General features: G+C 62.4%; 20 protein-coding genes. 6 read left to right on the top strand and 14 right to left on the bottom strand.

All coding sequences use genetic code 11. From position 1 onward, the window contains the following. Nucleotides 1-157: 157 nt before the first annotated feature. The 6 genes from ACY8D3_RS18295 to ACY8D3_RS18270 form a co-directional block, all read right to left on the bottom strand. Nucleotides 158-889 carry an SDR family NAD(P)-dependent oxidoreductase gene (locus ACY8D3_RS18295; protein ID WP_462380246.1) on the bottom strand — a complete coding sequence of 244 codons (732 nt, stop codon included), beginning with the start codon at nucleotides 887-889 and terminating at the stop codon, nucleotides 158-160. An 81-nt stretch (nucleotides 890-970) separates the two neighbouring features. Beyond that, nucleotides 971-1,504, bottom strand: a complete 534-nt coding sequence (locus ACY8D3_RS18290) for a GNAT family N-acetyltransferase (protein WP_462380244.1) — start codon at nucleotides 1,502-1,504, stop codon at nucleotides 971-973. Nucleotides 1,505-1,709: 205 nt separating this feature from the next. Beyond that, on the bottom strand, nucleotides 1,710-4,121 hold the full coding sequence (locus ACY8D3_RS18285) for a glucose/quinate/shikimate family membrane-bound PQQ-dependent dehydrogenase (protein WP_462380242.1): 2,412 nt from the start codon (nucleotides 4,119-4,121) through the stop codon (nucleotides 1,710-1,712). A gap of 475 nt (nucleotides 4,122-4,596) precedes the next feature. Then, nucleotides 4,597-4,779, bottom strand: coding sequence for a DUF1289 domain-containing protein (locus ACY8D3_RS18280; RefSeq protein ID WP_462380241.1), 183 nt, complete (start codon nucleotides 4,777-4,779; stop codon nucleotides 4,597-4,599). Between the two features lie 2 nt (nucleotides 4,780-4,781). Beyond that, nucleotides 4,782-5,120 (bottom strand): hypothetical protein, encoded by a 339-nt coding sequence (locus ACY8D3_RS18275; RefSeq protein WP_462380240.1) that lies wholly within the window; start codon nucleotides 5,118-5,120, stop codon nucleotides 4,782-4,784. Nucleotides 5,121-5,140: 20 nt separating this feature from the next. After that, nucleotides 5,141-5,590 (bottom strand): helix-turn-helix domain-containing protein, encoded by a 450-nt coding sequence (locus ACY8D3_RS18270; RefSeq protein WP_462380238.1) that lies wholly within the window; start codon nucleotides 5,588-5,590, stop codon nucleotides 5,141-5,143. A 79-nt stretch (nucleotides 5,591-5,669) separates the two neighbouring features. On the opposite strand from ACY8D3_RS18270, the gene ACY8D3_RS18265 reads away from it, so the two are divergent. The 3 genes from ACY8D3_RS18265 (at nucleotide 5,670) to ACY8D3_RS18255 (ending at nucleotide 8,546) form a co-directional block, all read left to right on the top strand. Further along, on the top strand, nucleotides 5,670-6,170 hold the full coding sequence (locus ACY8D3_RS18265; RefSeq protein ID WP_462380236.1) for a DUF2938 family protein: 501 nt from the start codon (nucleotides 5,670-5,672) through the stop codon (nucleotides 6,168-6,170). 163 nt (nucleotides 6,171-6,333) lie between these two features. After that, nucleotides 6,334-7,176, top strand: a complete 843-nt coding sequence (yghU, locus tag ACY8D3_RS18260; protein WP_462380234.1) for a glutathione-dependent disulfide-bond oxidoreductase — start codon at nucleotides 6,334-6,336, stop codon at nucleotides 7,174-7,176. A 158-nt stretch (nucleotides 7,177-7,334) separates the two neighbouring features. Next, the gene (locus ACY8D3_RS18255) at nucleotides 7,335-8,546 is read left to right on the top strand and encodes an N-acetylmuramoyl-L-alanine amidase (protein WP_462380232.1); all 1,212 of its coding nucleotides are present in this window, start codon (nucleotides 7,335-7,337) and stop codon (nucleotides 8,544-8,546) included. 17 nt (nucleotides 8,547-8,563) lie between these two features. Here the strand turns inward: ACY8D3_RS18255 and ACY8D3_RS18250 are convergent, their stop codons facing one another. Genes ACY8D3_RS18250 through ACY8D3_RS18235 form a run of 4 tightly spaced genes read right to left on the bottom strand, consistent with a single transcriptional unit; the run spans nucleotide 8,564 to nucleotide 13,305 of the window. Further along, a complete protein-coding gene (locus tag ACY8D3_RS18250; RefSeq protein WP_462380231.1) occupies nucleotides 8,564-9,589 on the bottom strand; it encodes a hypothetical protein in 1,026 nt (341 codons plus the stop codon). A 1-nt stretch (nucleotide 9,590) separates the two neighbouring features. Continuing rightward, a complete protein-coding gene (locus tag ACY8D3_RS18245) occupies nucleotides 9,591-9,842 on the bottom strand; it encodes an acyl carrier protein (RefSeq protein WP_462380230.1) in 252 nt (83 codons plus the stop codon). Further along, nucleotides 9,839-11,746, bottom strand: coding sequence for an HAD-IIIC family phosphatase (locus ACY8D3_RS18240; RefSeq protein ID WP_462380229.1), 1,908 nt, complete (start codon nucleotides 11,744-11,746; stop codon nucleotides 9,839-9,841). Before ACY8D3_RS18240 ends, ACY8D3_RS18245 begins: the two co-directional genes overlap by 4 nt. Before the next feature lie 20 nt (nucleotides 11,747-11,766). Further along, nucleotides 11,767-13,305 carry an MBOAT family O-acyltransferase gene (locus tag ACY8D3_RS18235; protein WP_462380227.1) on the bottom strand — a complete coding sequence of 513 codons (1,539 nt, stop codon included), beginning with the start codon at nucleotides 13,303-13,305 and terminating at the stop codon, nucleotides 11,767-11,769. Between the two features lie 365 nt (nucleotides 13,306-13,670). Between ACY8D3_RS18235 and ACY8D3_RS18230 the strand changes: the two genes are divergently transcribed. Beyond that, nucleotides 13,671-14,936 carry a cation:proton antiporter gene (locus ACY8D3_RS18230; protein ID WP_462380225.1) on the top strand — a complete coding sequence of 422 codons (1,266 nt, stop codon included), beginning with the start codon at nucleotides 13,671-13,673 and terminating at the stop codon, nucleotides 14,934-14,936. 42 nt (nucleotides 14,937-14,978) lie between these two features. Here ACY8D3_RS18230 and ACY8D3_RS18225 read toward each other — a convergent pair whose 3' ends face one another. The 4 genes from ACY8D3_RS18225 to ACY8D3_RS18210 form a co-directional block, all read right to left on the bottom strand. Further along, the gene (locus ACY8D3_RS18225; protein ID WP_462380223.1) at nucleotides 14,979-16,340 is read right to left on the bottom strand and encodes an erythromycin esterase family protein; all 1,362 of its coding nucleotides are present in this window, start codon (nucleotides 16,338-16,340) and stop codon (nucleotides 14,979-14,981) included. A gap of 89 nt (nucleotides 16,341-16,429) precedes the next feature. Next, complete coding sequence (locus tag ACY8D3_RS18220) at nucleotides 16,430-17,383, bottom strand: 2-hydroxyacid dehydrogenase (RefSeq protein WP_462380221.1); 954 nt, start codon at nucleotides 17,381-17,383, stop codon at nucleotides 16,430-16,432. Nucleotides 17,384-17,743: 360 nt separating this feature from the next. Then, nucleotides 17,744-18,808, bottom strand: coding sequence for a PA0069 family radical SAM protein (locus ACY8D3_RS18215; protein ID WP_462380219.1), 1,065 nt, complete (start codon nucleotides 18,806-18,808; stop codon nucleotides 17,744-17,746). A 193-nt stretch (nucleotides 18,809-19,001) separates the two neighbouring features. Further along, nucleotides 19,002-20,000, bottom strand: a complete 999-nt coding sequence (locus ACY8D3_RS18210) for a bile acid:sodium symporter family protein (protein WP_462380218.1) — start codon at nucleotides 19,998-20,000, stop codon at nucleotides 19,002-19,004. A 76-nt stretch (nucleotides 20,001-20,076) separates the two neighbouring features. Between ACY8D3_RS18210 and ACY8D3_RS18205 the strand changes: the two genes are divergently transcribed. Continuing rightward, complete coding sequence (locus tag ACY8D3_RS18205) at nucleotides 20,077-20,868, top strand: AraC family transcriptional regulator (protein WP_462384435.1); 792 nt, start codon at nucleotides 20,077-20,079, stop codon at nucleotides 20,866-20,868. Between the two features lie 98 nt (nucleotides 20,869-20,966). Next, entirely contained in the window at nucleotides 20,967-21,500 is a 534-nt protein-coding gene (locus ACY8D3_RS18200; RefSeq protein WP_462380217.1) for a DUF4946 domain-containing protein, read from the top strand. The last annotated feature ends 329 nt before the right edge of the window (nucleotides 21,501-21,829 follow it).

Below are 21,829 nucleotides of genomic sequence, written 5' to 3'. Positions count from 1 at the left end.
GCGGCAGAATTCTGGGAGTGTTTAGGCACGGTGAATAATCGCTTTGCGAGTTATTCACCCTACGGTGCTAGCTCGCTCCGGACTGGGTTCGAGCGGTTTGCGACACTTTGGTTAACCGTTTGGCGACCTATCCGCGGACAGGCGAAGGGCATTTAACTCAACGAGTAGGCAGCGCTTTGAGGAGCCAGGCGATCAACCGCCAGCGGCGGGAGACGTAGGCAAGCTTGGGCCGTTTGATGATCGCGCGGTGGATAAGGTTTGCTGCGTGGGTAGGGGAGACTACCCAGAACGGTTTTTTAGCCTTCAACATCGGCGTGTCGACAAAACCGGGGCAAATCTCGGTGACGTCGATACGAAGGCGATGACCACGGGCGAGATCCCTTAGCCCGTCGAGATAGCTGGAGACAAATGCCTTCGAGGCACCATAGCTAGCGGCGCCACCGCTCGCTCGGAGTTTCGCGATCGAGGAGATACCTACCAGGTGGCCGTGCCCCTGGGCTTCGAAATGCTTGAATGCCGCCTGCGCAATCGCGGCGAAGCCGACGGTGTTTACGATCAGCGTTTCCTTTTCGATGGCCCAGTCCAACGCATGATTCACATGTCCGACCGCTGCGCTGACGACAACCACATCCACATGGCCAAGCCCTTCGAGGAAGTTGGGCATAGCGGCGTTGGCGGTGTCGGGTTGGGACAGGTCGATCGCTGCCACGGTAGTGCTCGCGCTGCGTTCGGCCATGGCCTTCAGCCGGTCCGTTCGCCTGGCCAACAGGCTGACCCGCCAACCGTCGTCGATCAGTTTGCGAGCAAGGGCTTCGCCGATTCCGCTGGAGGCGCCAACGACAACGGCGGTGGGTTTGGTAGATGTATCCATGGGTGATTTGGCTTTCATGTCCGGATCTGCCCGTTGTCTCACAGCGCAAGCGAATCATCCAGGCCCCTGCGGCAAGCCAGCCACACCGGAGCCAGCGATTTAGTCCAAGGCCGAGTCGGCTACCGTCATGGTCCGATAGACGACCAGCAATCGTTCACGGCCCTTGATAACACGCGTCTGTGTACCGACCTCTACCAAGCCGAGCTTGAGAATCACGCTGCGGGAGCGCAGGTTCTCGGCGATGTGCATCGCTTCGAAATGACGGATGCCAAGTGTCGTGCGGGCATGTTCCATCAGGGCTGACATGGCTTCCGTGGCGTAGCCCAAGCCCCAGTAAGCCACGCCCATCCAGTAGCCAAGCGTTGCACAGCCGTCGACCACGCGTGGAAAGCTGACGGTTCCGATCAATTGACCACTGTGCCTTTCCACAACCGCGTATGTAACAGCCGGCGAGGCAGGCGCCAATATCCGGGCGATCCAGTCAGCCGCCATCGACACTGTGTAAGGATGGGGAATATTCGACGTCATTTCCGAAATGCGTACATCGCCCACAAGTGAAGTGACAGCAGGTGCATCGCTCAGTTGGTAAGGCCGAAGGAGAAGTCGTTCAGTCTGGATGGGCGCGTCGATCATTCGTTATCTCCGTCCTCGTGCTTTTCATGCTGCGTCGTTTCCTTCACGCCCCGTGATGGAGAGGCAATATCTCCCCCGAATGCCCTTGCTTCACGTGGAACATGTTTATTGCGCGCATGACCCGCATGGCTGCCGCCGTGGCAAAGGCAGGCAGCCCAAAGAAAGAAGCCCGGGCGGGCCCGGGCTTCTTTCGTACGGCTAAGGCTTATTCAGCCTTGTCCGGCAACGCGTAGGCAACCAGGTAATCACCCATCTTCGTGCCGAACGATCCGTGGCCGCCAGCCATGATCACGACGTACTGCTTGCCGTTGGCTTCATACGTCATCGGCGTGGCCTGGCCGCCGGCCGGGAGGCGGGCTTCCCACAGCTTCTCGCCGTTGGTGACGTTGAACGCACGCAGGTAGTTATCCTGGGTGCCGGCGATGAACATGACGTTACCTGCCGTGGAGATCGGACCGCCCAGCATTGGGACGCCGATCTTCAGCGGTGGCAGCTGCATCGGTGGCAGGCTGTCACGGATGGTGCCGATGCGCTTGCGCCACACCACTTCGTGGGTCTTCATGTCGACCCCTGTGATATAGCCCCACGCGGGCTCCTTGCACGGCAGGCCGAACGGCGACAGGAACGGGTTCAGCTCCACGCCGAAAGGCACGCCATATTGCGGCTGGACACCAGACTCGGTACCCGTGCCGCCACGTTCATCGCTCTCCGGCCACATGGGGTTGCCCGGGCCGCGTGGAATGAGCTTCGAGGTGAATGGCAGGGCCATGGGGTTCATCACCGCGATCTGCCGATCCGGGTTGACCGAAATACCGCCCCACTCAAAGACGCCAAGGTTACCCGGGAAGACGATCGTCCCCTGCTCGGACGGCGGCGTGTACTGGCCTTCGTAACGCAGCTGCTTGAAGATCACGCGGCAGACCATCTGATCGAACATCGTGGCGCCCCACATGTTCTTGTCGCTCAAGGTCTGGATCGAGGTGAGGTTCAGTGCGGAGCGGGGTTGCGTTTCCGCGACCCAGTCACCTTCGGCGGCACCCTGCGGCACCTTGATTTCGCTGATTGGCACGATGGGACGACCATCGCGGCGGTCAAGTACGAACAGGTTGCCGGCCTTGGTCGGCACATAGACGGCCGGCACCGTTTCACCCGACTCGGTTTGCACGTCGGCAAGGGTCGGCTGCGAGGGCACGTCCATGTCCCAAAGGTCATGGCGGGTGGTCTGGTAGCTCCACAGCAGCTTGCCCGTCGAGCCGTTCAATGCCAGCACGGCACTCGCGTAACGCTCCATATTCTCGGTGCGGTGGCCACCCCAGATATCAGGTGTGGCGACACCAGTGGGTACGAACACCACATCGGCTTGGGCGTCATAGGCCAGCGGTGCCCAGGCGTTGGGGGAGTTGTTGACGAGCTTTTCACCACCGTCCGGAATGGCGTTCGGGTCTTCCGCGCCGGTATCGAAGATCCAGCGCAGCTCGCCGGTGTTTACGTCGTAGCCACGGATGGCGCCCGACGGCTCGTGCACCGAATAGTTGTCGGTCACCGACCCGCCAATGATCAGCGTGGTACCGGAAACGACAGGGGGCGAGGTGGGCTGCAGGCCGCCCGGATAGGCGTAGGGCTGCATCTTCTTGAGATCGAGCTCGCCATTCTCGGCGAAGTCCGCGCAGCGCTCACCCGTGTCCGCATTGATAGCGAACAGGCGTGCGTCACCCGTGGGCAGGAACACTTTCCGGGGGCAGCTGGTCTCTACCGGCGCCGACTGGTTCGCGAAGCTGGCCGCGAATTCCTCGGTGTTGGCCTGATCGTAATAGGTCACGCCGCGGCAGGTCAGGTGCTGATAAGAGGGACGCGAATCCAGGTCCGGATCGAACCGCCACTTCTCCTCACCGGTCGCCGGGTTCAGCGCGACGAGGGTGTGGTGGGTGGTGCAGATATACATGTTGTCGCCGATTTTGATCGGCGTCAGTTCATTGGTCGTTTCGCCCGAATCCTGCTCGCGCTTGAACTGGCCGCTGCGGAAAGTCCACGCAACTTCCAGGTCCTTTACGTTATTTTCGTTGATCTGCGCAAGCGGGGAGTAGCGGGTGCCATTCTGGGTGCGGCCATAGGCCGGCCAGTCTGCCGGGTCCACGCCCGGAATCGGCTGGGCCTGCTCGGGTTGTGTCGACGCCAGGCTGCCTTCGATTTCCTGCGGGTCATTGAAGATGGAGTACACAAGCACGGCGATGGCCAGCGCAAGCGTCACGGAAAGGACCGACTTGCTCGCCTTCAAGCCCTCGCCAATGCCGCGGGTGACGGCCGGGATCAGCAACCAGATCCCAAGCAAGCCAAGGATATCCAGCCGTGGAACAAGCGCCCAGAAGTCCGTACCGGATTCCCATAGGCCCCAGATCAGGGTGCCGAGCATTAGAGCGGCGTAGAGCCAAAGCGCGCCGGATGATCGCTGTCGGAGCATTACCGCCACGACAAGCAGAACGATGCCGGTAATCGCGTAGTAGTACGAGCCGCCGAGTGCGGCCAGCCATACGCCGCCTACCAGCAGAACGAGCGCGAACAGCGCCGCTACAACGACGGTGAAGGTCCGCAATCCTGACCGGGTGGATGAAGGGTCCATTAGGTGCCTCTCTTATGTAGTCCATCAATAGTGAAAAACTTCGAATCACTCCGGTCGCTACCGACGTGGCAGATGGCGTTACGCTGTGGGTCTATTTGGAGGGCCTTCATAAAGTGCGCTCGCACCCCGACAGGCCACCCATGCTTCTCAAGCGAACGCATTCCGCCCGACCCGAACGCACGCTGGGTAGACTGGTTTCACGGAGTTGCCTCGAATGCGCCGACACGTACTGAATGGCGATGACGTCGGCCGATGCTCTCAATAGAACATGCTCAAGCCGTCGCAGTTCGCGATGGAAGGCGCTCTATTGCGATTTGTTTCGTGGGGTGTTCCACGGACGGCTCTAGCGCAGTCTTTCGCGCGGGGGGCCTAGGAGGATACTGGTGCCCGCTAGGCACGCAGCGCAGAGGCGTGCGGTAACTTTCTTCTGTCGTCTGGGCCGTTCCTTCGACGGGCCTTCAGGGCGTGCGGACGCTTAGGATTTTTTCTTCTGAAGTGCTCTTAGGCGCTGCGCCGCGCGCTGGGCTGCAGCCATTTTTTCGGGGCGCTTCATGCGCTTCCACTTGCGGATGTCTTCCTTTGTGCGCCCGCAACTGACACACAGGTCACCGCTGAGCTGGCAGACCGATATGCAGGGGTTCTCGATGTCCTTTGCCATGTTCAGTGCCTCGTTGCCAGCCGGCGAGCGAGGCGGCGGGACCAATCGCCGCCGTCGATTTGCCGGCACGCTTCTTCACTGTCCAGATGCACCGGAGCCTTCAGCGGCATCATGTCGACACCTGCTTGCTGGAGCGCGTCGCCGGTCAGCGCCTGGATTCGCTCGACGTCCTCGCCCCGCATCGCATCCTTCTGTGCCTCCGTTTCGAAGATCCAGGTGACCTGAAGACTCTGTGGAAAACGCGCATAGTCGACCTCGTGCGTCAGCCAGCTGAAGCCGACCAGCTCAGCTTCGGCGGCCTCACAGGCCTGGGTCAGGTAGCGGGCGAGTGCACGCTCCATTCGAGCTTCGTCGCGTTTGTTCACGGGCGCGGACCATTTGTTGATGAAGGGGAGCGCGGCTTTGCGCCTTTAGGGCGGGGTGCCGCGGCTGTGGGCAGGGCGTTGCGCATGAGCGTCTGAAACGTTGGGCATTCGGCATGTCGGGGCGCTGGGCAGGCCGCGGCGTGGCGCAAGCCCTTGCTGACGGCCCGTAGCCGTTTGATGGTGGCGTCGACTTCGTCCGCCTTTTCCAGAAGGCGATTGCGGTCGAGTTCGGGCGTCCCGTCTTCCCCGAGCATGGTGCGGATCTGGTCGAGCGTGAAGCCCGCCGTTTGACCAAGCGCGATGAGGGCCAACCGGTCCAGTACGCCGGGTCTGAACTGACGGCGTTCGCCCTTGCGGCCATTTGAACGAATCAGTCCCTTTTCTTCATAGAACCGTAGCGCGGAGGCTGGCAGGCCTGCGCGCTTGCTGACGTCGGCGATATCCATGTCCGTGCTTGCGCTCAAGTTAACTTGAGCCTTTAGCCTCCTGTGTCTCGACCTTTTCGTCAATGAGCGAGGCAACGCTATGCAGATGATGAATGCGATAACGGCGGTATTCGGGCTGGGGATCGGCGGCACATTGGTGATGGATGCGTGGCTGGTGATGTTGAGGTGGCGTGGGGTGCCGGTAATGGACTTCGCGCTGCTTGGGCGCTGGGCCGGTCACTGCGCGAGCGGGACGTTCGTCCATGATGCGATTAACGAGGCGACGCCCATTCGCGGAGAGCGCGCCCTTGGCTGGGCACTCCATTACGGCGTTGGTATTGCGTTCGCCGGGCTGTTGCTGACGTTCGCCGGCAGGCACTGGCTCGCCGAGCCAACGCCTGGCCCCGCATTGCTTGTCGGCGTGCTCACCGTGGTGGCACCGCTGATCATCGTTCAGCCCGCCATGGGCGCGGGACTGGCCGGGCGTCGGCGCGGTGTACCCACAGCGAACGTTCTGCGCAGCTTGGCCAATCATGCGGTGTTCGGCGTCGGCTTGTACCTGTCCGCGCGGGTGCTGCGCGAATTGGGCTTGCACGGTTGAGGCGTTCCCATCGTTCTTGTGCATAGTACAAATGCACACGCGGCGGTTGTATCGCTGGGGCGTGAAGGGCAGGCTTTGCGGATACAGGGGTTCGATACATGGTCGTATCGTGTGATTGCGCCTCATCCACCTGTGCTTGAGCACCTTCTGCCTGGAGATCGCCATGAATGACACAACCGCCTATGTACCACCGAAAGTCTGGGAGCCGGCGGCGCCGTCGGGTGGCACGTTCGCCAGTATCAATCGGCCTATTGCCGGGCCGACCCATGAAAAGGAATTGCCGGTCGGCGAACATCCTTTCCAGCTGTACTCGCTGGCGACGCCCAATGGCGTGAAGGTCACCATCATGCTGGAAGAGCTACTCGCGCTTGGCCATGCGGGCGCGGAATACGATGCCTGGCTGATCCGCATCGGTGAGGGCGACCAGTTCTCCAGCGGCTTCGTCGATATCAATCCCAATTCGAAGATTCCGGCGCTCGTCGACCGCAGTGGTCCAGAGCCAGTGCGCGTGTTCGAATCAGGTTCGATCCTGGTTCATCTCGCCGAGAAATTCGATGCGTTTCTGCCGAAGAGTGGCCCGGCCCGGACCGAAACGCTCAACTGGCTGTTCTGGCAGATGGGTTCGGCGCCGTTCGTGGGTGGCGGTTTCGGCCACTTCTACGCCTATGCACCGGAGAAGCTCGAGTACCCGATCAACCGCTATGCAATGGAAGCCAAGCGTCAGCTCGATGTTCTTGACCGCCAGCTGGCGACGCACCGTTATGTAGCCGGCGAGGAATACACCATCGCGGACATGGCCATCTGGCCGTGGTATGGCGTGCTGGTGCGCGGCGGGCTTTACGAAGCGGCAGAGTTTCTGTCCGTGAAGGAATACACCCATGTTCAGCGTTGGGCAGCCGAAATCGCCGAGCGTCCGGCCGTGATTCGGGGGCGCAAGGTCAACCGGACCTGGGGCGCGGACGACGAGCAGGCACCGGAGCGCCATTCGGCCGCCGACCTGGATTGATCGTCACGCATTCGGCCACATGTAGCGACCCTCGCGAGCGTGGCCGAAACGCTTTGGAATGCCACCCGCCGGGCAATACGGGCAACCCCCGTTTACCGTTTTGACAGCTTCGAAATGTTATTTTGTTGCGGTTTGTTTCAAGCGTGTCGAGGGTTTCAATGATTCGCCGCCGTCTTATTCAGTCCATTCTCGCGGGTATCGCCCTACCTGCCGTTCCTTACGTCTTTGCAGCACCCCGTCGCGTCAGTGACGCCCGCGTCTGGCAGGACGCCGAAAAGTTTCGTCTGGTCTTCGATACCACCGGACCGACCGCCTACAACACCTTCTCCCTCCAGTCGCCTGACCGGATCGTCATCGACCTGACGAACGCAGAGCTTGCGACCGCGCTGGATCGGCTTTCTCTCGATGGCACGATGGTCCGCGCCATTCGCAGTGGGCCCCGTGCGGGTGGTACACGCATCGTGCTGGAGCTGAACAAGCCCGCCACGCTCAGCAGTTTCGCCCTTGCCCCGGCGGACCAGGTCGGGCATCGGCTGGTCTTCGACCTGCATCCCGGTGCGGGTCAGCTTGTCGATACACCAGCGGCGGCGATCGTTCAGCAGGAAACGAAGCCTGCGGCGAAAGCCCAGGGCAAGGGGCGCGACATCATCGTCGTGGTCGACGCCGGCCACGGCGGGCGCGACCCGGGCGCCGTGAGCCCGCAAGGGCACCGCGAAAAGGACGTTGCGCTGCTCATCGCCCAGCAGCTGGCCAAGCGCATCAACCGTCAGCCGGGATTCAAGGCGCGGCTGGTGCGCAATGAAGACTTCTTCGTGCCGCTGCGCAAGCGTGTGGATTTCGCCCGGCAATACAATGCGGACATGTTCGTCTCGGTGCATGCCGATGCGGCCCCGCGTCGTGCGGCTTCAGGCGCCTCGGTCTTCGCCCTCTCCGAAGGCGGCGCCACGTCGACCACGGCACGCTGGCTGGCGAATCGTGAAAATGAAGTCGACCTGATCGGCGCGGAGGAAATCCTCAAGGGCAAGGACAAGGCGCTCGCCAACGTGCTCCTCGACATGTCCATGAATGCGACCATCGCCTCCAGCCTGGACCTGGGCAAGAACGTGCTCGGCAAGTTGTCGGGCGTGACCAACTTGCACCAGAAGCGTGTCGAGCAGGCCGGATTCGCGGTCCTCAAATCCCCCGACATCCCTTCGATCCTCGTGGAGACGGGCTTCATGTCGAACGCCAGGGACTGCCGCAAACTACGGACCGCACGCCATCAGCAGGTCGTGGCAGGGGCGATCTTCGACGGCCTGCACGACTACTTCCGTGCCCGCCCTCCGATAGGCAGTTACCTGGCAAGCCTGGACGAGCGAAGCGTCGGTTGACGCCTCGCTCGGCGCCGTCAGGGTGTGAGGCGAGCCACGTCGGCAACATTGCCCACAGGACGTAGCGCAGGTGCGCTTACCCCCAGGTTGCTCGCAAGGGCATCGCTGAACTGCTGCGCCGCAGGCCAGCGCATGTGAATGGCATCGACGAACGCATCCTCCGGCACCGTCCAGCCCCTGTCGGCATTCCAGTAACGCCCACTCGTGCCCTGTAGTGCGGCGGTCAGGCGCTGGTCGAAACGGCTGAGGAGATCCCCGGCTGGGTCGTAGCGGCGTTTCCACTCAGGGTGCAGCGGCGTGGATACCAACAGCAGCTTCCGGCCCTCCGCGTGCTGCGCCCGGGCGAATGCTTCCAGGGCACCGAAACACGCGTCATCCAGCGGGTTGGCAGCGGCATAGTGCAGGCCGCGATCGCCTTCGGGGTTGAGCGGGCCATCGCCATACTCCGTAAAGATCAGCGGATCCCAGTTGTGCTCATCAGTACGCTGGTGTTTCACACGGATGGCGTTGCGCACGAGCGAGCGCGGTTCGAAATAGCGCAGGTAGTACCGCCACTGGACCGCGCCCTCGTACACGTAGTCGTCCGCGTCCTCCCGATCGAACACCGCTGCCGGCTTGGCGCTGCAAGCGGTAAAGTCCTGCGGATCGACGACCATCACGACATCGCGAATGCTGGGCTCACGGTCGATCAGCCAGTCCGCGACGTAGGTGGACTGATGCGCACTCAAGCCACAGAAGGCACCGTTGAGCGGTTGTATGTCAGGCAGTTGCTCGCGTAAGCGCCCTGTATCCACATGGCGCCAGGCAACCGACGAGCCAATGACGAGCAGATTGGGATCGCCCGCCGGGCCCCGGTCCCGCAGGTATTTGAGTTTCTCGTCCACGCACAGGCTGTTGCTGAACGCGGGTGGCGGCAGGTTGCCGGTGTGCCCCAGGAAGGTGAGCGTGAGGGCGAACAGACTGACCGCGCCGGCGATACCGAGCAACAGGCTCAGCAAATAGGCGCGCCCGGCGACGCGTGGCGTTGCGGCTTGACGGTCCATGTCAGTTCACCTTCGGCTGTTTTTCCCGGATCAGGTTGGCGAAGTGGCCGACGTTCTTCAGCGATTCGAGCTCTGACGTCCTGAACTTGATGCCGAAGCGCTGCTCGGCGGCAACGATCAACAGGACATGAGTCTGGCTGTCCCAGCCTTCGATCTGGTCGGCGGTGGTCTCGGGTGTCAGTACGATGCTTTCGTCATCGAAGACATCATGGAAGACAGGGGTGAGGGCCTCGAGTACCTGGGCTTCGGTCATGTCCTTATTACCTCGATGTGATGGGCGGCGGCTTGCCGCTGGGTGAGGGGATAGCGCCAGAAGGTCGCGTCGGGCTCGGCGCCGGATGGCGCCGGATGCGTAACGAAGCCGAGCGCAGGGTAGTGTTCGGCAACCATGCCGTTTCGCGGTGTGGGGCGATACTCACCAATCAATGCGCCGTAGCCTGCTTCCGCCGCGGCGTCGGCCAGCACGTTCAACACGGCGTGTTCGGCCCGGCGACCCAGCACCCGGCAGCTCATGAGCCAGCTGTCGATGAGCAGCTCGTCGGCCGCCAGGGCGGGAGAGGGCTGTGCGAGCACGACACTGATCAGGCCGTTGTCGCCGAATTTGTCGGCAAGGCGAATGGCGAGGGCGATGTGCCGTGGTTCCTCGGAGAACCGCTGAACATCCGGCTCGCTGTAGCGCCGGGTGGTGAGGTTGAACTGGTTGGTCTTGTTGATGAGCTGCGTCGCGCGGGGCAGCTGGCTTGGGCCGATCGGGCTCGCGGTCACGACCATCTGCAGACCGCGCAGGTAGCTGTCCATGTCGGTCGCCCGGGTCTGCTCCGCCTGACGCGCGGCATTCTGTGCATAACTCTGCGCACGAGCAGTGTCGTCAGCCGTGAATGCTACCGCTTCGAAATAACCGGCAGCGGCGACTCGCGCGGGATACTCGGCGACATCGTCGGGCAGTTCGGGTACGGCCACTTCCGGCAGCTCGCGGCGAACAATGTCGCGCTCGGCCGGGTTGTCGTCGACGAAGACCAGGCTATCAAGCGCAATGTTGAGCGCTTTTGCGATGCGCCGAAGATTGCCGGCCTTGTCGTCCCAGTTGGCAATGAATGCCGCGATGTCGTCGCGCTTGAGGGCCATTTCCGGGTGGGCAAAGGCGGCTTCGGCAACGTCCAGATTGTTCTTGCTGCATACCGCCATGATGACGCCACGTTGAGCGAGCAGCGCGGCGTAACGCTGGAACGCGAGAAAGGCCTCGCCGGTTGGGCTGCCCTGGCCGAGCGCGATGCCTTCGAGCCCGTCATCGCCGATAACGCCGCCCCACAGCGTATTGTCCAGATCGAGCACCAGGCATTTGCGGGACAGGCCCACACTGGCGGCGAGTATACGCGCCAGGTGGTCACCGTATAGCGGCGAACGCTCCGGACCTACCAGCTGCTTGGCCTGGTGCCAGCGCACCGGGTCACCCAGGCCATTACCGTAGGCGCCCCCAGCGGCCTGCCAGGCAAGATCCATCAGCAGGACGCCATCGGCACGGGCGGCCTCGCGAATCGCACGGTTCAGCCGCTCGATCACGGCAAGGGGTGCGGCCGGCACGTGTGCTTCGAAGGAACCGAACAATAAGGGGTCGACCGGAACCAGCGTCTGCTGGATCACCTGCGCTGCGAAACGCTCCCGCGCGCGGCGCCACAATAGACGCAGTTCTTCGATTCGCGCTTCGATGGCGGCATCCACCTCGTCTTGAGAGGCGTGCAACGGCAACTGCAGCGGTGCGTCACGTGCGTCCAGCGCAAGCATGACGACCTGCGGTGCGAAAGCCGACAGCGCCGGCTCTTCTGCCAGCAGCACTTGGCGGTACAGGCCGTAGGGCGCCACGTGCAGCGATAGTGCAAGCCGCCGATGAAGCCCTGCTACTCGAATGGCGGGCAATAGATGGTCGACCGTGTGTGAAGAGAGCAGGGCAACACGTAGAGGCGTGAGCCCTGGCGCCGCCATGTCGGACAGCGCTTCTGCCGCGAGGCGGTCGATGCGTGCGGTCTGGGTGAAATCACGACGGTAACCCGCCAGGCGGATGGCCTCGCCGAGCCGCTGCATGGGGTCGGTCTCGCGCTTGGCTGCGCTCAGTGCGGCACCAAGGTCTTCATGCGCGGGCAGCCAGAGCAGCTGTTCCATGTTCACCTCCCTGTGATCGGTCAGAACTGGAAGTAGAGAAACTCCGTCGGGGCCACCGAGAACGCGATTGCCAGCGCGAAGAACCCCATGGCGCCGACGGCGAGGCCAATGAGCGGTGAGGCACTGAAGCCAGCCACCGGTACCCAGCGCAGCAAGAGGTTGTCGCGGGGGCGTGCGTCCAGTGCGGTCTGCATGCCGCGCATCCACTGCTGGATGTTCGGTGCCAGCCAGCAGAAGCCGAGCAGGATGGCGATGCCAAGCAGCACCCATTTGTCCGGGCGGCTGGTGAGTTCGCTCAAGCCGAGCATGCCTTGCAGCACGGCCAGCGCGGCCGTCACGCTGTCAGCGCGAAAGAACACCATGGCAACCACGACGGACATGAAGGTCAGGCCAACGGCCGGGACGTGATGGATCAGCCGGTCGCTGTCGAGCTTCCAGCCGCGGCGTGCCTTCCAGGCCCGCCATCCATGCGCGATGACGAGGTAAAAGCCATGCAGCAGGCCGAAGACCACGAACTGCCATCCTGCACCGTGCCAGACGCCGGAAATGAACATGGTCAGCATGGTGGGATAGGCCACGAGTGCGAAGAAGGTTCCGGCGCTCATCTTTCCGCGCTTTGGCAGCGGCTTTCCAGCGGCGAGGCGGGCGCGTGTCACACGCATCACGACAGGGTTGTAAATGTAGGCGGTCAGGAATCGCGTCAGCGTCATGTGCCAGCGCGACCAGTAGTCGATGAGGTTGTGCGCCTTGAAGGGACTGTCGAAGTTGACCGGCAGGCGCACGCCGAACATCAGGCCGAGGCCAATCGCCATTTCGCTATAGCCCGAGAAATCGAAATAGATCTGGAGGGTATAGGTGAGCGCGCCAGTCCAGGCGTCGGAGAAGGCGGGCGCGGTGCCGTCTGCGGCGGCCGCAAAAACCGGCGAGGCTGTCGCGCCGAGCGGGTCGGCGATCACCACTTTCTTGAACAGGCCCAGCAGGAAGACCGTCAGCCCCAGGGCAATCTGGTCGACACGCGGGCGGAAGGTGTCCGGGTCGCGAAACTGGCGAAGCATCTCACGGTGGTGGGTGATGGGGCCGGCGATCAGCTGCGGGAAGAAGGTGATAAACAGGCAGTAGTTGAAGAAATCATGCTCATCGACCGAACCGTCGTGGGCGTCCACGAGATAAGCGATCTGCTGGAAGGTGAAGAACGAGATGGCGAGCGGCAGAAGGATGTCGCCTACGGTCCATCCCGTTCCGAGCGCACTGTCGACCGTCGCGAGCAGAAAACCGGTGTACTTGTAGTAAACGAGCAGGGCGACATTGGCGAGGATGCCGAGGCTGAGCACGTATCGAGAAGGGTGCAGGCGCAGGTAACCGCCAACGAGGAAGTTGAACACCATGCTGCCGACCAGCAGAGGGGCATACAGGGGATTCCACCAGCCGTAGAAGACCAGCGAGGCGAGGGTGAGCCAGATAACGGCGAGACGTTGGCGACCGGTGCCAGCGAGTAGCACAAAACCGAGAAACACCGCCGGCAAAAAGCCCGCGATGAATACAGCTGAGTTGAAAAGCATGACCTGCTCCTCAGTATTCAATCCCTTGAAACTCAGCGACTGCGATGGCCAATTCTGATTCTTGTATGACGTGGCCATTCTGCGAGCTTGTGCACAGCGTGAGACTAGACTCGGTCTTTTTCTGAAAAGTTGCGAAAATATTGACCGCTTGCCATCGACCGGATGAGTGGTTCCACGCGGGCGTTCCGCTCCGCCGTTTCGCTTGCGCGCGCAAACGCCCGCCTGCTGCGGCCTCTGGCGATCCCGGGGCCCCGGGCCGTGCGGCGCTGCGAAATCCGATGGCAATCACCTTCGAATCAGAAGCCGGGAACCCCTGGCTTGCTGCCGCTGTTCAATACCCAGAAACACATCATTCAGGACCCCACATGCTTGAACTGGCCGCCCTCTTCATAACGCTCACGGCCGTGTTGGCTTACGTCAACTACCGCTTTCTCGGGCTACCGCCCACCATCGGAGTCATGGCGATCGCGCTTGCCGGTTCTGTGCTCCTCCATGTGCTGACCCTCTTCGGGCTGCCAGGCTGGGAGCAACGCATCGAAGCGATCGTGTCGCAAATCGATTTCTCGAACCTGCTCATGGACGGGATGCTGTCATTCCTGCTGTTCGCGGGCGCGCTGCACATCAATCTGTCGGATCTGCGCCAACGCCGCTGGGCAATCGGGCTGCTCGCCACCGGTGGCGTACTGGTCGCGACCGTTCTCATCGGCTTCGGTAGCTGGTGGCTGTTCCGCTTCTTCGGGCTCAACATTGACCTTATCTACTGCCTGATCTTCGGTGCGTTGATTTCACCGACCGACCCCATCGCGGTGCTCGGCATCATGCGCTCGGCCGGTGCGCCCAAGTCGCTGGAAACCACCATCGTAGGTGAGTCTCTGTTCAATGATGGCGTTGCGGTGGTGGTCTTCAGCGTGTTGCTCACGGTCGTCCAGGCTGGGGAGGTGCCGACGGCGGGCGAAGCCCTTTGGCTGTTCGTGGAGGAGGCCGGGGGTGGCATCCTGTTCGGCCTGCTCATCGGCTGGATCGCCTACCGAATGGTGAAGAGCATCGACCAGTACCAGGTCGAGGTATTGATCACACTGGCGCTGGTGATCGGCGGTTATACGCTCGCAACCTACCTGCACGTCTCCGGCCCCATCAGCATGGTGGTGGCAGGGCTGATCATGGGTAACCAGGGGCGCGAGTTCGGCATGTCGGAGAAAACACGTGAGAACGTCGACAGCTTCTGGGAGCTGATCGATGAGATCCTGAACGCCGTATTGTTCGTACTGATCGGCCTCGAACTCGTGCTGCTGCCATTCAGCTGGCTCTACGTCGAGATTGCCCTGTGCCTGGCGCTACTGATTCTCGCGGTACGATTCATTACCGTCGGGCCACCGATGCTGCTGGTGCGCTTCTGGCGGACGGAGTTGCCCAAGGGCACGGTGCCGATCCTGACCTGGGGTGGCTTGCGTGGGGGTATTTCCGTGGCGTTGGCGCTGTCGCTGCCTGCCGGGGACGAGCGCAACTTGATCCTCAACCTCACCTATCTGGTGGTGCTGTTCTCCATCCTCGTACAGGGGCTGACGATCGGCAAGCTGGTAAAACGCGTATGTGGAAATACGGCACCGTCCACGACGGGGCACGGGTACTGAGGACCGTCGGAGCCGGGCGCGTCGGTGGCGCGCCCGGACACATCAAACTCCGAAGGGAAAGGTGTCGCCTTCCCGGCTGTTGCTGGTGGGGGCAGGAAGTGGAGTGAGTGCGTGGGTTTCTTCGAACCACAGCATCGCATCGAATTGCTCGCTCAGGACCGCCTCGAAGTAATGGCTATAGCGCTCGGTTTGGGGGCGGTAGATCACACCGATGGCGCGTTCGAGACGAGGCTCAGCCAATGCGTCTCGCAGTGCAGCGCGAGACGGATCGCGCCAGCAGGTGAGTGAGGCGGGCAAGCCGGCCCCCAGAAACTGCTGTTCCCAGCTGTCGGCACGTGACGGCAACACTGTCTTGGTCCTGGTCTTCCCGTCCCAGTCGTCCGCCGCGGTCACTTCTCCTCGGTCGGTGCTCATGCCGATCAAGACCGCTTCATCACCATAGGCGGTTCGGCACAGTTCGCCGATATTGAATTCGCCGTCCCAGCCCATCGATGTCGCGGCGGCGTTGCCGATATGGGAATTGTGTGCCCAGACCACCGCTTTCGCCGCAGGCCCACGTTGGGCAAGTAGCGCTTGCAGCGTGTCGAACATATGCCGATCGCGAAGATTCCAGGAAGCAGCGGAGCCTCGATACATGGCACGGTAATACTGCTCTGCTGACCGCACCACCCGCGCGTTCTGGGTGGCCTGGAAGAAGCGCTCATCATCCGCAACACAGCATTCCAGGCGCTTCTCCAGCAGTGTATTGAGCTGTTCAAGGACCCCTGCTTCGCAGGAACGCTCAGACCCGCGCTCGACGAAATGGCCGTAGAGCGCCGGGTCCTCCTGCCAGGGCGTGAGGCAGGCATAACGAGCACGCGCATCGCGCGCCAGCGCCGGATCGATTTCGTCCAGATAGCGCAATACTTCCCGTATCGAACTGCGCAGGCTGTAGATATCCAGCCCGCGGAATTCCACCCGAGCTTCGAGGGGCAGCGCACGGTTGTGATTGCGGAGCCAGTGAGCAAAGGCCTGGACTTCGGTATTGCGCCACATCCAGGTTGGGAATCGGGCAAATGCCTGGTCGGTCGAGGCGGACGGCCCGAGATCACGTACGCAGCGATCCACCTGCGCGGCGTCAGGCCAGTCGGCTTCGGCAGCCACGATGTTGAAGCCGTGGCGTTCCACCAAGCGCCGGGTGATGGCTGCGCGCGCACGATAGAACTCGGCAGTGCCATGGCTGGATTCGCCGATGAGCACGACCTTGGCATCGGCGTATCGATCGAACAGTGCACCGAACGCGTCGCTGTCCATGTCGGGCAAGGGCTCGGCGTGTTGCCGAAGCAGGGTGGAGAGGTCGGCTGCTGGTCCATCGCCGCGGGGCCGGTTGAAACGGGGCATTACACCTTTGGCGGGCGTGGTCATGGGAAGCCTCCAGCGGAAAGCGCAGGGTTATCCATGACGGAGGGCGTGCCGGGCGGGGTTGTTCCCGCCCGGCGACGGATGCCGCGCGCCTAGTGGACGCGCGTGACAGGGACCCCGTGGCGGAAGAAGCCATGCAGGTTGTCGTAGACCAGATCCGCCATCGCCTGGCGGGTCTCATGGGTTCCGCTGCCGATGTGCGGCGTGAGCACGACATTGTCGAGTTCCAAGAGGGCTGACGGCACGTTGGGCTCGTCGGCGAAGACGTCCAGCGCGGCACCTGCGATGGCTCCGGTTTGCAGCGCCTTGACCAAGGCCGCTTCGTCGACGACCGAGCCACGCGCAATGTTGACCAGATAGCCTTTCGGGCCAAGTGCATCGAGCTCCGTCTGGCCGATCAGGTGATTCGTCTCGCTGCCGCCCGGTACGACCACGATGGCGTAGTCCGCGGCCTCGAGCAGGCCGGTCAGGGTCTCGTGGTAGGTATACGGCACACCCTCACGGGGGCGGCGGTTGTGGTACGCGATGTTCATGCCGAAGGCTTCGGCGCGGCGGGCGATGGAGCGGCCGATGTTGCCAAGCCCAACGATGCCGCATGTCTTGCCGGCCAGGCTGTGGCTGAGTGGGAAGCGATCCGTTGGCCATTTGCCGGCGCGTACGAAGCGGTCGGCCTCGCATATGCGACGACCCAGTCCGAGCAGGATGGAAAACGCCGTATCGGCCACGCATTCGTCCAATACGCCGGGCGTGTTGGTCACGACCACACCGCGGGCATGAGCGGCTGCCACGTCAATGCTGTCGTAGCCGACCCCAAAGCTGATGATGGCTTTTAGCTCCGGCAGCCGATTGATCAGCGCTTCTGTCGCACCAAACGATCCGCTGGTGACGATACCTTCGATGCGCTCGCCGTGTTCGGCAATCCACGCATCCGCATCGCTCATCTCCCAATAGCGGTGCACATCGTAGTCCTGCTCGATGCGCTCGATCAGCGCTGGCTGCAGCGGGCCCATCATCAACAGCGAAATACGTTCGGAAGCAGTGGCCATGGAATCTCCTGAGCGGTCGGGCGTTTCGTTGCAATGGAGTATGCCAGGCGCCGAGGGTTCATCCCGATGTCTGGGCCAACGCCTCAGATCGGGGCGCCCGCCGTCGGGCATCGCCTCCGGGTCGCGGGGTTCGAACTTAGACAGGATGTACCCTTTCATTCCTCGCGCGAGCGCTTCCTCATCGAAGAACACCCGGCCGAGCCCGTCCTTGCGGAACATCTCGACGGCGTCCGCGCGGTACGTTCGGATCGGGATCTCGTTCGCCAACGCATTCCCTCCGCACGGCCAACACGGCCCGGCCGTAGCGGAGTTTTGAAGGTGGAACTACGGGCCGTCGTCTGCCACGGCCATCGTATTTGGTCAGAACAGACCCATCTGCGAGCCCGGCGGTGCGAAGCGCGAGCAATCCAGCCCTGACCATTCGCGACCATCGAGGCCGAGGCGGCGTTTGGCGAGCTTGAAGCGCTGGGCCAGCAGATCAGCGAACTGGCCCTGGCCACGCATGCGCGTACCGAATTGGCTGTCGTAGTTCTTCCCGCCTCGGGATTGTCGGATCAGGCTCATTACGTGGTTGGCCCGGTCCGGGAAGTGATTGCGCAGCCAGTCCTCGAAGAGATCGGCGATTTCATGCGGTAGCCGAAGCAGGACGTAGCCGGCGCTTCGGGCGCCGGCATCGCGCGCAGCTTCCAGCATGGCTTCGAGTTCCATGTCGTTGATCATCGGAATGATCGGTGCCGTCATCACATGTACCGGCACGCCATGCTCGTGCAATGTCTTCATGGCGCGCAGCCTTGCACCGGGTGAGGCGGCACGGGGCTCCATGATGCGCTTGAGTTCGTCATCCAGCGTGGTCAGGCTGAAGGCCACGCTGACGAGGTTCTGCTCGGCCAGCGGTTCGAGCAGGTCGAGGTCGCGGAGAATGAGCGAGCCCTTGGTGATGATGCTCACCGGATGCCGATAGCGGAGCAATATCTCCAGCGCCTTGCGGGTGAGCTGATACTCGCGCTCGATGGGCTGATAGCCATCGGTATTGATGCCGAGCGCGATAGGCTGCGGCACGTAGTTGGGTTTGCTCAGCTCGGCTTCGAGGCGGTCGGCGAGATTGGTCTTGGCGATCAGCCTGGTCTCGAAGTCGATGCCGGGCGACAGGTCCCAATAGGCATGGCTCGGGCGGGCAAAACAATAGACGCAGCCGTGTTCACACCCACGGTACGGATTCACCGATCGGTCGAAGCCAACGTCCGGGGACTGATTGCGCGCGATGATGGTCTTGGCCGTCTCCTGCCGGACTTCAGTCGCGCGGGTGACCGGCGTTTCGTCCTGGTACCAGCCATCATCCTCGGCTACCGAGCGCGTTGGCGCGAAGCGGTTGTGCGGATTGATCGCGGTACCACGACCGCGGATGGGCGTCTGAGGGGCAGGCATGGCAGTGGCTCGAATAGCTGTATGCGCATACAGTATTCCGTGAAGGAGCAGCGGGGCAAGCCCGTGCGTCAGTCTGCCTGCTCGACGCGCGCCCAGGGATCCGCCTGGAACGGCGGAACCGTGTGCTTCGTGCGTTCGGAAAGATGGAAAACCCCTACATTGCAGTGGGGTTCGATGTGTCCTGACTCGGTGATCAGGCGGCTGGCGAGGTCGCTTGGGTGTCGGGCACCTCGGGGCGCCTTGCATAGCGCTGCGCGAGTACCACGCACACCATGAGCTGGATCTGGTGGAAGAGCATGAGGGGCAGGATGATCATGCCAAGCGGACCGCCGGCGAACAGCACCTGCGCCATGGGCACGCCGGTGGCGAGGCTCTTCTTCGAACCGCAGAACAGGATGGTGATACGGTCCTCGAGGCTAAAGCCGAGCTTCTTGCCCAGAACGGCGGTAATGCCCAGTACGATAGCGAGCAGAACGGTACAGACAACAGCCAGTATGACCAGCGCGAGCAAGGGAACCTTAGACCAGATGCCGCCGATCACCGCTTCACTGAAGGCGGTGTAGACCACCAGCAGGATGGAGGTCTGGTCAACGTACTTGAGCCAGTTCTTGTTGCGCGACACCCAGGCGCCAATCCAGCGACGGGCGATCTGGCCAAGGATGAACGGCACGAGCAGCTGCAGGGTGATCTTGCCTATCGCGTCGAGGGTCGAGCCGCCGTCGCCCTGTACGCCCATGGTCAGCGCAACGATGACGGGCGTCAGGAATATCCCGAACAGGCTAGACGCTGCGGCGCTGCAGATGGCAGCGGCCACGTTGCCGCGCGCCAGGGAGACGAAGGCAATGGAGGACTGCACCGTAGACGGCAGTGCACAGAGGTACAGGATGCCCAGGTAAAGCTCCATGCCGATCGCAGGCGCCAGCACTGGTTTGAGGGCGACGCCAATCAGGGGGAAGAGGAGGAAGGTGCAAGCGAAGACCACCAGGTGCAGGCGCCAGTGGCCCGCCCCTGCGATGATTGCTTCGCGGGACAGCTTGGCGCCGTGCATGAAGAACAGCAGGGCGATGGCCAGATTCGTTATCCAGGCGAAGATCTCGGCAGCCTGGCCGCTGCAGGGCAGTACGGTGGCAATCGCGACGGTACCCAGCAAAACGAGGGTGAAGTTATCGGGAAGGAAGCGTGGGCGAGCCATGGCGTGTCCATGTTTGCGTTGGAAAACGAGGCAATCTACCCTTCGGGTCTTATTCCTGCTAACGGCAGATGGCCGCCTGATGCCGCGAAACGGACAATCTCTCTTTCAGCGACCGATTCCTTCGATCCGGCGATTGCCGCGGCCTGTTTATGCGCGCAATGAGTCCCTCGCCCAGCCCGCCGGTACCGCGCGGCATCACCATGCCTGGGTCCAACTGAGCTACGCCATCCAGGGGGTTTTGGAAGTGCGCACGGACGATGGGCGTTTCGTCGCGCTGCCCAACCGCGGAATCTGGTTGCCGGAGCGGGTCGATCATGAAGTCTTCAGCTCATCCAATGCCGAGATTCGTAGCCTTTACCTGGACGTCTCGGTGACAGGGTGGGCACCGTCACGCACCCGGGTCATCAAGATCGACCCCCTGACCCGTGAGCTGATCCGGCGTTTCAGCCAGCTTCCGCCAACCTACGATGAATCCGGTGCTGATGGACGACTGGTCGCCGTATTGCTCGACCAGTTAAGGGCCGCGGATGAAGTCGCCTACTCGCTGCCATGGCCCACGTCCCCACTGTTGGACACCCTGTGCCAGGCGCTGCAACGACAGCCGGATTCATCACGGACGCTGCAATCCTGGAGCGTGCAGCTGGGCGTGTCGGAAAAAACGCTGAGTCGGCTGTTCCGGGCCGAGACGGGGCTGACCTTCCGCGGCTGGCGGCAGCGTTTGCGGCTGTTGGGCGCGCTTCTTCCACTCGAACAGGGGGAGCGGGTAACCGATGTTGCGCTGGCATTCGGTTACGATTCGACGTCCGCTTTCATCGCGGCTTTTCGAGAGCAATTCGGCGAAACGCCGGGCGAGCTGTTCCGGCGCTGAACAGTCTGCGAATACCTGCGTCTCATGCAGGAGCAGCCGTTGTTTCGATAACGGCAGATCAGGCACGCTTTCGCCTCTACCCACATAACGGCACCTTCATGTCTGCTAGCGCAAAGCTCCTTGCTTTTATCGCGTTAACCATCAGCGTCACTGCCAATGCCGAGGCGCTCAATGTCGATTGGCCCGAGACCTGGCAGCAGGAAGAAGTCCCTGCGCCGGACTCGCCGTTCGAAGCGAACGTGCAGGGCGAGCGTCAGCGTGCATTCCGTCTACAGCCCAACGGCGAACAGGCGGTGGTGGCCGAGCTGACCCGCCTGCCCCTGCCGACACAGCAGGAAGTAACCCTGGACCGGGTGCTGCGGGAGATGCGCCAAGGCGTGCAGTTGGGTTTCGCCCAGTCGGGTCTGCAGACGGCTTGTGAGCCGCCCCAGGACACGCACCTTGGTAATTTGCCTGCAAGAGAGGTGAGTTGCACGGCCAGTCAGGCGGGCAAGCCGGTGCTGCGACAGTCCCTGCTCATGGCGCGCAGCGACACGGCTGTCTATTCCATGACCTTCGCCATGCCGGCCGATCAGGCCGAAGCGGTGGCCGATGAAATCAAGCAAGTCCGCGAAGGGCTGAAGCTGCCGTAACACGGCTGTGGGCTAGCTCGATGATAGTGTCGTAGGGTGGAATCCCGCAGGGCTTCCACCGTTTACCACGAACAATGTGCGCCCGCGTTACTTTGACCATGAAGGCACGCGTTGCTGCGCGATCTGTGCCACACGTGTGCTCTCTGGCTGCGGTGCTGATCGCTTCGGTGGGTTACGCGTCACTAACCCACCCTACGGGGTAGTGGGCTATACGCCTGCTTCGGAGAATGACACAGTGTCGTAGGGTGGAATCCCGAAGGGCTTCCACCGTTTACCTCGCACCAGGACGCCCCGATCATGGGTGTGTTGCGCGCACAGGCAACTACGCC

The sequence above is a fragment of the Pseudomonas sp. Marseille-QA0892 genome (assembly GCF_054950135.1).
This window is presented reverse-complemented; position numbering and strand designations above follow the sequence as displayed.